We start from the raw sequence: 13279 nt of genomic DNA, 5'->3' as shown, positions 1-13279 counted from the left end.
ATGATAATCATTTTTATATTTTAAAAATTGTATGATGATAATCATTTTTATATTTTAAAAATTGTATGATGATATCTTGAATGAATTTAAATTGATGGCTAGATTTAACCTTAATTGCGATACCTACATTATTTGAAAATAGTGAATCAATGAAGTCAATCATGCCAGTGAAACTCAATTTTTCTAAAGCAAGGTTACTAATATTGTTAATCATCAAATAGGATTCGGATAAATCAGTAAAATTGAGATTGGTGTTTAAAGTTGTTTGAACGATATCCATTAGGTCATCAATGTGAATAAAAAGCGTCGGTGTTTTTGCAATATCCTCGTAGGATAATTGATCCAATTCGATATTGACTTGATCAGATGGCAATGGCTTTTCTACTGAAATAGATTCGAAATAGGGGATATACTTACTAACGTCTTTGTTAATGAGCTTAACAGGCATACGTTGTAATACCATGAACTTTTTCCTATATTCATTAGGTGTCATATTTAAGTGGTTTTTAAATTGATGTGTATAATTTGGATAATGGTTAAATCCCATGTTTTCTGAGATCGCATGGATTGTATTCTTACTATTTACTAATTCAGCTAAGGAGGCAGCTATCTTTAAGCTAGTAATATAATGTTTAAAACTTATGCCTAAATATTTCTTGAACAAAATAGAAATATACGGTGCAGATATATAAAAAGAATTAGAAATATCTTTTGAAAAAATAGGCTGAGTGATATGAGTCTTAATAAATAAAGTGATTTTATTTAATAAATTACTTTCAGACTGAATAGAAGGTACATAAATAAAATCTTGTTTAATTTTAGCTTCTTTATTTAAAATGGTAATAACTTCAATGATATTTGAAGATTCCGTAGCTTCTAAGCGACTTAAGTGATCAATCATAGTCAATGTTAAATACTTAATATATTCACTAGAATTTATCAATTTGAAATTATAATAACAATGAAAGAATGATTGATCTATTTCTGTAAATTGTTGTACAGGTATCGTTAATTCAATAAGTTGTTCAGCGTTCGTGATTTGATATAAATCGCTATGATTGATAATGATAAGATTGCTGCCAACAGACTCATGTTTCCCATTGATTACGACGTCAAGTTGGTTGTTTAAAGAAAATAACAAGATTACTCGGTCGATACAACGTCTTGTGTAGGTACTTAAATATTCATGAATACATAGTGTTGTACTTTCCATAATAAAAGCAACTCCTATTAGAAAAATGATTTATTGAACAAATTACATTATATAATAAAATATTGTGAACATTAATACTTTAAATATAAAAAATTTTGAATATCATGTTGTTATATAGATGTGAAAATTAGGGCAATGTAAAATCAGACGAGCATAAATTTCACTATACAATAACAAATTTTAATTAATGTACGTATCATTTAGAAGGAGTTATTCATTTATGAAGCATATCTATACCAACTTTTATACAACATATAATAAAATAACTGATTTAAAACCTTATATATTAGGTATTGTACTTCATGATAATGCTGAGAATTATGCAGCTAAAGATTATATAGAATGGCTAAATAATAGAATTGCAAAAAATGAACTTGAAAAAGGATGAGCAAGTGTTTACGTAGATGCGGACACTTGCTATTGGTTTCATCCAACTGAATACGTAGAATGGAATTGTGGTAAGACCTATGCTAATTCACATTTTATAGGCATAGAACGATGCCAATATAAAAGAGGCGGTGTACTTACGGATCAAGAATTTATGGACAATGAAGAAGTTAATTTTAGAGTTGCCGCGCTGTTATTAAAAAAATACAATTTACCAGTTAACAGAAATACCGTTAGAATACACAAAGAATTTTTTGAAACTGAATGTCTAGATAGAGCATGGAAGATTCATCTTGAAGATGCACAGACAAATTCAGAATCTATACTAAAACTAAAGGATTATTTTATAAGTAAAATTCAAGGATATTATAATAAAGTTGTTCATTCTGAACTCAGAAATATAGGCTGACTATCATTTAGTAAGTGATATATACCTCCCAGAACAAGTGGTGTAAAAGTTCATTTATCTATTGCGTAATTTATTGGAACCGGTTACAATTAAAATATTCATACTTATGGAACCGGTTCTATTTTAATGGGAGGTATAGAGATGAACTATAAAAAATATGCTGCAGAAATACTACAAGCAATCGGTGGAGAAGCAAATATAGATGCGATGGCACATTGTTCTACACGATTACGTCTTGTTCTTAAGGATGAAAGCTTAGTAGATGAAAAAGAATTATCCGAAATGGATGTTGTGAAGGGAACATTTTCAACCGGGGGTCAATATCAAATTATTATAGGTTCGGGTACTGTAAACAAGGTATTTGCAGAGTTAGAAAGCATAACAGGTGAAGAGTCTGCTACGACATCGGAAGTAAAAGCAGAAGGTAATAAAAATATGAACCCATTCCAGAGATTTGTGAAAATGTTATCTGATATATTTGTCCCTATTATTCCTGCAATTGTAGCTGGTGGTTTATTGATGGGGATTAATAATATTCTAACGGCACCAGGTATTTTCTATGATAAACAGTCTTTAATAGAAGTACATAGCCAATTTAAAGGTCTAGCAGAAATGATTAACATTTTTGCAAATGCGCCGTTTACGCTACTGCCAATTTTAATTGGATTTAGCGCTGCCAAACGCTTTGGGGGAAATGCTTTTCTTGGTGCAGCGCTAGGGATGATTCTTGTACATCCAGAGTTAATGAGTGCTTATGATTATCCCAATGCTTTAGAAGAAGGGAAAGAAATACCTTCTTGGAATATACTTGGTTTAGAAATAAATCAAGTAGGTTATCAAGGTCAAGTGTTGCCAATGCTGGTAGCCACTTATATCTTAGCTAATTTAGAAAAAGGTTTACGTAAAGTAGTACCAGCTGTATTAGATAATTTATTAACACCGCTACTTTCAATTTTAGTAACAGCATTTTCAACATTTTTATTTGTTGGACCAATTACACGCACATTAGGTTATTGGTTATCTGATGGATTAACATGGTTGTATGAATTTGGCGGTGCAATTGGAGGGCTTATTTTTGGATTGTTATATGCGCCAATTGTAATTACTGGTATGCACCACAGTTTTATTGCAATTGAAACACAACTGATTGCAGATAGTGCGTCCACAGGTGGTTCATTTATTTTCCCAATTGCAACGATGTCTAACATAGCACAAGGGGCAGCAGCTTTAGCCGCGTTCTTTATTATAAAAGAGAACAAGAAATTAAAAGGTGTAGCATCTGCTGCGGGCATATCAGCACTTTTAGGTATTACGGAACCTGCAATGTTTGGAGTGAATCTAAAATTAAGGTATCCATTTATTGGAGCGATTGTAGGTTCAGGTATAGGCTCAGCTTATATCTCATTCTTTAACGTTAAAGCAATTGCTTTAGGTACTGCAGGACTTCCAGGATTTATATCTATTAGTGGTCAGAATAATGGTTGGTTACATTATGGTATCGCAATGCTCATTACCTTTATCGTAGCATTTGCGATTACTTACATTTTATCTTTTAGAAATAAATATAAAAATGAAGTAGGATAGTTTAATGAAAAGTTATTAAGTAATATGTCCCCTTAAAACAATTGAATTTTAAGGGGGCATTATGATGTTGAAATATTTCCAACTAATAATATTAGTGTTATTGATCTGATTTCATGTGAGACGTCATAGGTCTCAGAACGAGTCGATACTACAGGAAGAGACCGTGCCCTAGGCAAGCGAGTATGAAATTTATATAGGAAAGTCGAAGTTACACTTGCGGAAAGTACACAAAAAACTGCCAACCAAATCCGCGAGAATTTGTCGACAGTCAGTGAACACTAAAAGATATGTTTCTATATTATAAAATCAACGAAGATATAAGTAGCTTTTCAGAATTTAAACTCAAAGTTTTTGTTTACGCCACAAAAAGGCACCTACAATTGTAACAATCACTAATGAAATGGCAATAACAATCAGCCACGACACATAGCTATGATCATCTATAGGTAAGGGCACATTCATACCAAAAAAACTAAACACCAATGTAGGCAAGGTTAAAAAAACAGTGAACAATGTTAATGTCTTCATCGTATTGTTCATTTCATTAGAAAGCAACGAAGCGTAAGAAGATGTAATGCTCTCTAAAATGTCCGTATATAATTTTGTGGTTTCTAATGCTTGATTATTCTCGATAACTAAATCTTCGAGTAAATCTTCATCTTCATCAAAACGCTTAATCGCAGGTAGTCGAAATAATTTTTTGATAATTGCTTCATTGCCTTTAAGAGCAGAGAGAAAATATACTAAACTCTTCTCTACTTCCATTAAATTATAAAGCTGTTTATTCGTGACATTATTTTTCAAATCACGTTCGATGCGTAATCTTGTTTTATTAAGTAATCTAAGATTTCTATTATAGTGGTTGGAAATTGTCAGTAATATATTAAGCGCAAAGCGACTATGAAAATGTAAATTAATATTTTGATGACTAAACTTTTCAAGAAACTCATTTTCAGTATTACATACGGTTATTATTTTTTTATTACCAATGATGATACCTAAAGGAATAGTTATAAATGAAAGTACTTTTAAGTTTGTATCATTAACAACTGGTATATCAAGAATGATTAGTGAATAATGTGTATCTTCATCATATTCTACACGAGCACTTTCTTCTGTATCTAATGGGTCTCGAACAAAGTCATCTGGAATACCATATAAATTTATTAAAGATTCAATTTCTTCCCAATTTGGATCAACTATATTTATCCAAGAAGCGGTTTGATCTAATGGAGATTCAACAATCTCATGTGTTTGTGTGTGTTTATATGCAGTAATCATAATACAAATAGTTCCTTTCTCTAAAATTCTTTTTAATACTAGCGGAGAACTATAAAGATGACAAGTTTAATTTGTGTGATCAGGATAGTGGTGTTGATTTGCCATAAGACGTAAAGGACCATTAAAGATAATTTTAAACAAATAATCAACTACCGTATCAGGGTCCATTCTATCTTCATCTTGTACCCAATGTTTGATGAATGAAACTGTAGCGCCATTTACATAACTATGAAAATAATCAATAGGAATACCAGAAACGGTATTACTTAAAGGAATGCTTTTTTTCATATTATTCAACATTAAATCAGAAATTTTTTCTTCGATTTTACTTTTTCTATCAAGTTTAAAAATCACTTTATAAAATTCAATATTGTCATATAAATAAGTAATAATATTTTTTAAAACTTCCTCAGAAAATGCCTTGGCAAATGCTTCAATGCTTACACCATGCATAATGACTTTTTCAAATACGATTTTATCGGTTAATCCTGATATAAATTCATCTTCCATATCAGAAAGTAAAATGTATTTATCTTCATAGTGTAAATAAAAAGTACCACGGTTCACATCGGCTAACTGTGTAATATTTTGTATCGTAATTTTTTCTAAATCTTTTTCTTCAAGCAATTGTATAAAAGCATTTTTAATCGCCGATTTCGTTTTACGTACACGTCGATCTTCTGGCATAGTAGTCACCTCATTATAGTTAATTAACAATATGTATTTATATGTTGATAAACAGACAATATGATCGTTATTGTGTATTGTGTATTGAATATTCGATTAACCTCATTATAATAAACAAAGTAGTCAATAATCAACACGATGTTTAATAAGGAGGTAAATGGTATGAATATATTTAAAAATAAATTACTTTGGATCGCACCCATAGCGATATTACTCATACTTGCAATTTTTTCGATTGGATTTTATCCAGCGTATAATCCACAACCTAAAGAGATGCCAATCGCAATTGTGAATCACGATGAAGGGACATCTATTCAAAATAAAGATATAAACATAGGGAAAATTTAGAAGATAAATTAAAGGGTAGTGACTCTGATAAAATAAAATGGGTTCAAGTAGATAGTGAAAAAGAAGTACGCAAAGGCTTAGATGAACAAAAATACTTTGGTGGTGCAATTTTTGAAAAAGACTTTTCAAAAAATGCGATGAGTAAAACACAAAAAGTAGTGATAGACAGTAAGAAACAAGAAATGAAAGATAAAGTGAAATCAGGTGAAATACCTGCTGTTCAAGCTTCACAAATACAACAGAAAATGGCTCAAGTAGATAGTAACCAAGACATAACAGTTAAACAAGCTGAATTTAAAACGCTTACGAATAGTGGGGCAAATATGCAAGCTTCACAAATGTCATCCAATGTACTCACAGATATCGGGGATAATCTGAATAAGCAGATTTATCAACAAAGTTTAAATACATTAGATAAGCAAAATGTTCAAGTAGATGCGAGCGACATCAAAGATATTACAACGCCTGTGAATGTAGTAGATAAAAAAGTGAATGAAGTGAAAGATCACCAAGCTAGCGGTAACGCACCATTTTTAATGTTTATGCCAGTCTGGATAAGCTCAATTGTAGCTTCAATATTACTATTCTTTGCATTTAGAACCAGTAATATTATTAAAATTTCGCAACGTATCATTGCTTCATTAGGTCAAATGGTTGTAGGAGTAATTACAGCATTTGTTGGTGGCTTCGGTTATGTTTATTTCATGTCAAGTGTGTTAGGTTTTGATTTTCCTGATATAAATAAAATAGCAATTTATATATCTATTTCCGTTCTAGGGTTTATGGGGTTAATCTTAGGTGTAATGACATGGTTGGGTATGAAAGCAATACCTATTTTCTTTATTGCAATGTTCTTTAGCATGCAACTCGTAACATCGCCAAAACAAATGTTACCGAAATTTTATCAAGACTATATAGTGAATTGGAATCCATTTACGCACTATGCTGAATATTTAAGAGAATTACTCTATATGCATCAGTCATTAGAACTGAATGCAACGATGTGGATGTTTGTAGGATTTATAATTTTTGGGATAGTTTCATCAATATTAGCAGCAATATTTAGAAAACATAGTGAAAAACGTTCAGAATTACCATCTTAAACCAAATAATTAACTGTATATAACAAACAGTTATAGAAAAAAATCGGATAAAAATTAAGATTAAATAAAAAAGGTTCTCCAAAACTTGGAGAGCCTTTTTTATACTTAAAACTCAATAAAAACATAAAAAAGAGAATTGTTTAATTTGAATATATTTATAAGATTAAATTCATTAAAAAGACATAATTATTTTACACATAAAGACCAATGAAATAACTAGGGGAACACTGATAATAAAGCATTTGTTAGGGGGGCTGATATATCGTTGAAATATGATTGCAAAAACATTTAGAAATCTCTCTATAATTTAATAAAAAATTAACACTAAATTTACAAATATGCGTTATAATTCACATAGTTTACAAATAATTTAAAGAGGTGTGACAATGGATTCATCTGTTATGGAGATAATTTTCACTTTTATCGGTGGATTAGGTATATTTTTATACGGGATTAAGCAAATGGGCGATGGCTTACAAGCTTCAGCAGGAGACCGTCTTAGAAGTATATTAAATAAATTTACCAGCAACCCGCTTATGGGCGTGCTTGCAGGTATGATAGTTACGGTTTTGATACAAAGTAGTTCAGGTACAACAGTAATTACAATTGGACTTGTAAGCGCAGGATTTATGACAATGCGTCAAGCCATTGGCGTTGTAATGGGAGCGAATATAGGCACAACGGTTACAGCATTTATTATAGGTATTGATATTGGTGCATATTCGTTACCCATATTAGCTGTGGGTGCATTTTTAATATTCTTTGTTCAAAAACGTAAAGTTAAAAATATAGGTATGATTTTATTTGGTTTTGGTTCGCTATTCTATGGATTAGAATTAATGAGCAGCGCCGTAAAACCACTTGCTAATTTAGATGGTTTCCATCAATTCATGTTAGATATGTCAACGAATCCGATCTTTGGTGTTGCAGCAGGTACAATCATAACAGTTGTCATCCAAAGTTCGAGTGCCACAATAGGTATATTACAAGGGTTCTTTGCCAACGACTTAATTAGTTTGAATGGTGCTTTACCAGTATTATTAGGCGACAACATTGGTACAACAATTACAGCGGTACTCGCAAGTTTAGCTGGCTCACTTGCTTCAAAACGAGTAGCAGCAGTACATGTTATGTTTAACGTAATCGGTGCGGCAATATTCTTAGCGATTTTACCAATATATCAATGGGTTGTCGAATGGATGCAAGGAGCAATGAACTTAAATCCAGAAATGACGATTGCATTTGCACACGGCACATTTAATGTAACAAATACATTAATCCAACTACCATTTATATTTGTCTTAGCTTGGATTGTTACAAAACTTATTCCAGGTGAAGATATCAATGAAAAATACAAACCTAGACACTTAGATAAAAATTTAATTAATAGAGCTCCAAGTATCGCTTTACAAGAAGCACAAGATGAAATCCAAAACATTGGACGCATGACATTCTCATTATTAGAGAATGTTAATGAATATAATGAAAAAAATGAGAAAAAAGTACTTCAAAAGCATGCCGCTATTAATAATATGCATGAAAATGTAAAAGAATATTTAACGAAAATATCTGAGAAAAAGATATCTAAAAAAGATGCAGAAAGAATGACTGTGTTATTTGACGTAAATCGTACGATGTTAAAAGTAGCTGGATTATCTGAAGCATATATATTAGATTTGAAACAATTGCATAATGAACCAGTACAAATTTCTGATAAAGCTGCACAAAGTATCGATAAACTCTATTCACATGTGAATACGTCATTCGAGAAATCAGTTGAAATGTTTAGCGTATATGACAAAGTTAAAAAAGATGAAATTGTTAATTTAAGTAACGACTCATATACACTTGAACACAATTTAAGAAAAAAACATATTAAGCGTTTAAGTTCAGGTGAATGTTCACCAGAAGGTGGTCTGTTATATCTAGATATGATTGCTATATTAGAACGTATCGGTTACCATTCAAGAAATATATCAGAAGCAATGATCGATATTGACGAACTTTCAAGTGAAGAAGAAGCAGAACATACTGTAGGTTGGACTTACTAAAGTTTAATTAAATATAAGTTGAAAGCTGAGAAAGTTTGTTGTAAAACAGACTTTCTCAGCTTTTTTGAGTTGTTGAAAATCAACCAATATCGCTATATCTGAAACGATAAAACACAGGTACCAAATTATTTCATTTTTAATCCTTAGTAAAGAGATAGGGATACTTGACAAAGTGTTATGGAAAGCATAATATTACATATAATAAAAATTTAACAAAACTGATATGGGGGGGACAGCGTTTGACAGCCATTAGCATTCTTGATCAAAGCCCGATAGATAAAAATGAAACAGTAAACGACGGTATAGCTCGTACCATTGAATTAGCACAACTAGCAGATAAATTAAACTATACAAGGTATTTTGTTGCTGAACATCACAATATAGAAGAAGTAGCGGGTACAAGTCCGGAGATACTCGTAACACATATATTGAATCACACAAAAAATATACGTGTAGGTTCTGGTGGCGTAATGTTGCAACATTATAGCCCATTCAAAGTTATAGAACAATTTCATTTCATTAGTCATTTAGCGCCTGGAAGAGTCGATTTAGGTATAGGTAAAGCGCCAGGGGGCTTTCCTTTAGCAACACAAGCTTTGCAAACAGAATTAAAATCACCTCAAACAAGCTTCAACGATAAATTTCATTTATTAAATCAATTTAATAATGGAGGTTTTTCTGAAGATGAAGATTATCGACAATTACAGACAACGATTCGCAATAATGAAATCCCAACACCACAAATTTATCTACTAGGTGGTAGTGAACGTTCTGCACAATTTGCTGCTACAGAAAAAGTTGGCTTTATATATGCATTTTTCATAAATTCAAATATTGAAACATTACAACAAGCACTTAAAGATTATAAGCAACAATTTCCTGAAGGAAGAGTCATTGTAGGAGTGGCTGCCGTTGTATCAGAGAATAAAGAAGAAGCGAAATTAGTTAAAGAAGGTAGTACAAATTACGCTTTACATTTCGATGATGGTAGAAAAATCACTGTTAATACAAAGGAACAAGTAGAAACATTTAAAAAACAAAGTGACGAAGACTTTGAAGTTGAAGAAAAACAAATAGATGTTTTTGATGGATCCGCAGATGAAATTAAGCAACAGCTAAATCAATTAAATCGTGATGGAAATATAGATGAATTTATGCTACACATGCCAGTTAAAAATCATAAATTAAGAATTAAAACAGTTGAACAATTAGCTATAACGAATAACAAAAAAAAGCAGAAAGAAGGGGTATTATGAGTCAAAAAAAAATCGATTTTGGAATCATGTTAAACGGTCCTGGTGGTCATATGCATGCTTGGAAATCTAAAGATGTGCCGAGTGATGCGAGTACAAATTTTGAGTTCCAACTTGATGTCGCTAAAAAAGCTGAACAAGCAGGATTCAGTTTTGTGTTTGTGGCAGATGGATTATTTATTCATGAGAAATCTATTCCACATTTTTTAGATAGACATGAGCCGTTAACGTTTTTAGCTGCGCTTGCGCCGGTAACTCAACGTATTGGGTTAGTAGGTACCATTTCAACGTCATATAGTGAACCCTTCACTGTGGCACGACAACTCGCAACAATCGATAAAATCAGTCATGGACGTGCAGGTTGGAACATAGTAACTTCGCCACTTGCTGGTAGTGCTGATAATTATAGTAAAGGAGACCATCCTGAACATGATGTCAGATATGACATTGCTGAGGAACATCTTCAAGTCGTTCAAGGATTATGGGATTCTTACGAAGATGATGCCTTTACATTTGATGTTGAGACTGGTGCATATATAGATAAGGAAAAAATGCATACGCTAGATTATAAGGGGCAATATTTTCAAGTTAAAGGGCCATTAAATGCCAGTCGTTCGGAGCAAGGTCAACCTGTCATATTTCAAGCAGGTGCTTCTCCTAAAGGGCAAGCATATGCAGCTCAATATGCAGATGCAGTGTTTACTTTAGGTGAATCACTGGATACCGCTAAAAGTAACTACGACAGTATTAAATCACAAGCTAAAGCGTTTGGACGTAATCCACAAAACATTAAAGTATATCCTATATTATCCCCAGTTATTGGTAAATCGAACGCTGAAGTAGAAACACGCTTTGATGAAATAAAATCATTGGCGACAATTGACGAAGCTTTAGATTACTTAGGTAGATATTATGACCACCATGATTTCAGTCAATATGATCTCGATGCACCGTTTCCAGACTTAGGTGAAGTGGGTCAAAATAGTTTTCGTGCTACTGCAGATGCAATTGCGGCACGTGCAAAACAAAATGATTTAACATTGAGAGATGTTGCTTTAGAAGAAACAGCACGTCGCTCTCCTTTCACTGGTACCTATGAAGAGGTAGCAAACTTAATCATTGAATGGTTTGAACAGGGCGCAGCGGATGGATTTATCTTCGGACCTCATATTAATGGACCAGTATATGATGAATTTTTAAATTATGTATTACCTATCTTAGAAGAAAAGGGTTATTACGATAAAGCATATCAGGGAGGTACATTACGAGACCACATTGGTATTCCTTTTAAAGAAAATAGATATAGTAGGTCAGAAATAACACATTAATACTCAGTAAACAATAAAGTTGATAGATGCAGCTGATTTTAAAACGTTGCGTCTGTTTTTAAATATAAGGAGTGAAGTTCATGTCAGAATCAAGTACAACATCATATCAACATGTAAATCATAGTAACGTCAACACCACACCAGAACAAACTGAAACAAAAGTGAAAAGAAAATTCCAATTACCACATGTGCTATTAATGATGCTTATGATGATGATGTTTGCTTGTTTATTGACGTATGTCATTCCTGCTGGACAATTTGATACGAGTAAAGATGGATCAATGATACAGGGGACTTATCATGCGATTTCACAAAATCCAGTAAATCCATTTTATGCTATTACACTCATACTTAATGGTGGGATACAATCGGCCCAAACGATTACACTATTATTATTTATTGGTGGTGCAATGGGCGGTATATTACAATTAGACTCTGTGACAAAATTAACGAACTATATGATTTTTCGTTTCGAACATGCAGGTGCATTACCGTTAATTATTGGGTTGTTTTCCTTAATGGCGTTTATCGGCTTCTTCGTTGGTGGAGATCAAATGATCGTGTTCGTAACGCTTGGAGTCATACTCGTAAACCGTTTGAAATTAGACCCTATCATGGCGCTAGCTATTACATTTTTACCTTTGTATATGGCTTTTTCAATTTCTCCCTCAGGTATGGCTAAAATTGGTCAAATTGTTTATCCTGAAGTAGCGCTTTATTCTGGTTATGGCGGGAGAGCCATAATGTATGCAGTATTTTTAATTATCACCCTGTTATATGTGATTTGGTATGCAAGAAGAGTCATTAAAGATCCGAATAAGAGTATGATGCCGACACAAACATGGCTGTTTAAACACAAAGAAAAAAGTAATGATGATATGGCAATTGAAGATAGACAAGTAAATTGGAGAGATATCATCGTAGCTGCATTAGTCATTGTGACGCCGATTATATTAGCCTTAGGTAATGGTATGTTAAACTGGACAGAAAAATACGGGAATGGTGTATTTATTACTGTTTTTGGTATTAGTTTTGTTTTGGCTTATTTAATAAAACGCAAAGGGACAACTGCAATGGTCGATGGTTTTTTGGAAGGTGCTAAACCAATGTTGGTCGTAGCATTTGCGATTATCATGGCAAACACAATTAGTGTGATTCTAGAAAAAGGTAAGATATTAAGCACAATTGTAAACGGTCTTACTACACAACTTGATGGTTCATCGTCTGGCATGGTAGCTGTTATCGTCTTTATTGTCGCAGGTATATTTAATTTCCTAGTACCATCTGGTTCAGGGTTAATGAGTGTGATGATTCCTATTTTACAACCTGTAACTAATGCACTAGGAGTTAATGATCAAATGTTGTTAACCTCTTTATCGTTTGGTGGAGGATTAGGTAACTTAATTACACCAACTTTAGGTGCAACAGTAGGTGCTATCGCGATTGCCAAAGCAAACTTTGGTTCGTGGTTTAAATTTATGGCACCACTATTTCTAATTTGGATTGTTGCAGGCTCAGTCATACTTTACATTTTTACTGCCGTAGGTTGGACGGGCGGTGTTTAAAAACAACAAAAATATAAGGAACAAGGACGTACTGTAATATTTTAGAAGTCATATTTAACTTTTAAAATAA

The 13279-nt window shown here is 32.5% G+C and carries 9 protein-coding genes and 2 pseudogenes; 8 read left to right on the top strand and 3 right to left on the bottom strand.

All coding sequences use genetic code 11. The annotated features are described in order from the left end of the window. Window positions 1-13: 13 nt before the first annotated feature. Window positions 14-1213: a helix-turn-helix domain-containing protein gene (locus ACA31_RS10640; RefSeq protein WP_253721390.1), complete on the bottom strand. Its 1200-nt coding sequence runs from the start codon at window positions 1211-1213 to the stop codon at window positions 14-16. A gap of 220 nt (window positions 1214-1433) precedes the next feature. Here ACA31_RS10640 and ACA31_RS13525 point away from each other — a divergent pair, with 220 nt between their 5' ends. The 3 genes and pseudogenes from ACA31_RS13525 to ACA31_RS10630 all read left to right on the top strand — a co-directional run bounded on the left by ACA31_RS13525 (window position 1434) and on the right by ACA31_RS10630 (window position 3593). After that, window positions 1434-1601 (top strand): hypothetical protein, encoded by a 168-nt coding sequence (locus tag ACA31_RS13525; protein WP_253721389.1) that lies wholly within the window; start codon window positions 1434-1436, stop codon window positions 1599-1601. Between the two features lie 21 nt (window positions 1602-1622). Beyond that, a pseudogene (locus ACA31_RS13520) lies at window positions 1623-2009 on the top strand (N-acetylmuramoyl-L-alanine amidase); the annotation flags it as partial. Window positions 2010-2150: 141 nt separating this feature from the next. Next, on the top strand, window positions 2151-3593 hold the full coding sequence (locus tag ACA31_RS10630; protein ID WP_057513294.1) for a sucrose-specific PTS transporter subunit IIBC: 1443 nt from the start codon (window positions 2151-2153) through the stop codon (window positions 3591-3593). Window positions 3594-3935: 342 nt separating this feature from the next. On the opposite strand, the gene ACA31_RS10625 is transcribed toward ACA31_RS10630, so the two are convergent. Next, window positions 3936-4874 carry a magnesium transporter CorA family protein gene (locus ACA31_RS10625; protein WP_057513293.1) on the bottom strand — a complete coding sequence of 313 codons (939 nt, stop codon included), beginning with the start codon at window positions 4872-4874 and terminating at the stop codon, window positions 3936-3938. 66 nt (window positions 4875-4940) lie between these two features. Continuing rightward, on the bottom strand, window positions 4941-5561 hold the full coding sequence (locus ACA31_RS10620; protein ID WP_057513292.1) for a TetR/AcrR family transcriptional regulator: 621 nt from the start codon (window positions 5559-5561) through the stop codon (window positions 4941-4943). 162 nt (window positions 5562-5723) lie between these two features. Here ACA31_RS10620 and ACA31_RS10615 point away from each other — a divergent pair. The 5 genes and pseudogenes from ACA31_RS10615 to ACA31_RS10595 all read left to right on the top strand — a co-directional run bounded on the left by ACA31_RS10615 (window position 5724) and on the right by ACA31_RS10595 (window position 13209). Next, a pseudogene (locus tag ACA31_RS10615) lies at window positions 5724-7012 on the top strand (ABC transporter permease). Window positions 7013-7398: 386 nt separating this feature from the next. After that, entirely contained in the window at window positions 7399-9063 is a 1665-nt protein-coding gene (locus ACA31_RS10610) for a Na/Pi cotransporter family protein (RefSeq protein WP_057513291.1), read from the top strand. Window positions 9064-9302: 239 nt separating this feature from the next. Further along, window positions 9303-10319 (top strand): LLM class flavin-dependent oxidoreductase, encoded by a 1017-nt coding sequence (locus ACA31_RS10605; RefSeq protein WP_057513290.1) that lies wholly within the window; start codon window positions 9303-9305, stop codon window positions 10317-10319. Beyond that, entirely contained in the window at window positions 10316-11644 is a 1329-nt protein-coding gene (locus ACA31_RS10600; protein ID WP_057513289.1) for an LLM class flavin-dependent oxidoreductase, read from the top strand. The genes ACA31_RS10605 and ACA31_RS10600 overlap by 4 nt, the downstream gene beginning before the upstream one ends. Window positions 11645-11724: 80 nt before the next feature. Further along, on the top strand, window positions 11725-13209 hold the full coding sequence (locus ACA31_RS10595; RefSeq protein ID WP_057513288.1) for a Na+/H+ antiporter NhaC family protein: 1485 nt from the start codon (window positions 11725-11727) through the stop codon (window positions 13207-13209). Window positions 13210-13279 lie beyond the last annotated feature (70 nt).

This window comes from Staphylococcus sp. NAM3COL9 (genome assembly GCF_001431205.1).
Taxonomy (GTDB): domain Bacteria; phylum Bacillota; class Bacilli; order Staphylococcales; family Staphylococcaceae; genus Staphylococcus.
This window is presented reverse-complemented; position numbering and strand designations above follow the sequence as displayed.

What these genes read in the sequence shown, in the direction of transcription:
- ACA31_RS10595 (WP_057513288.1), top strand. Translation starts at nt 11,725, where the DNA reads ATGTCAGAATCAAGTACAACATCATATCAACATGTAAATCATAGTAAC.
- ACA31_RS10600 (WP_057513289.1), top strand. Translation starts at nt 10,316, where the DNA reads ATGAGTCAAAAAAAAATCGATTTTGGAATCATGTTAAACGGTCCTGGT.
- ACA31_RS10620 (WP_057513292.1), bottom strand. Translation starts at nt 5,561, where the DNA reads ATGCCAGAAGATCGACGTGTACGTAAAACGAAATCGGCGATTAAAAAT.
- ACA31_RS10610 (WP_057513291.1), top strand. Translation starts at nt 7,399, where the DNA reads ATGGATTCATCTGTTATGGAGATAATTTTCACTTTTATCGGTGGATTA.
- ACA31_RS13525 (WP_253721389.1), top strand. Translation starts at nt 1,434, where the DNA reads ATGAAGCATATCTATACCAACTTTTATACAACATATAATAAAATAACT.
- ACA31_RS10625 (WP_057513293.1), bottom strand. Translation starts at nt 4,874, where the DNA reads ATGATTACTGCATATAAACACACACAAACACATGAGATTGTTGAATCT.
- ACA31_RS10640 (WP_253721390.1), bottom strand. Translation starts at nt 1,213, where the DNA reads ATGGAAAGTACAACACTATGTATTCATGAATATTTAAGTACCTACACA.
- ACA31_RS10630 (WP_057513294.1), top strand. Translation starts at nt 2,151, where the DNA reads ATGAACTATAAAAAATATGCTGCAGAAATACTACAAGCAATCGGTGGA.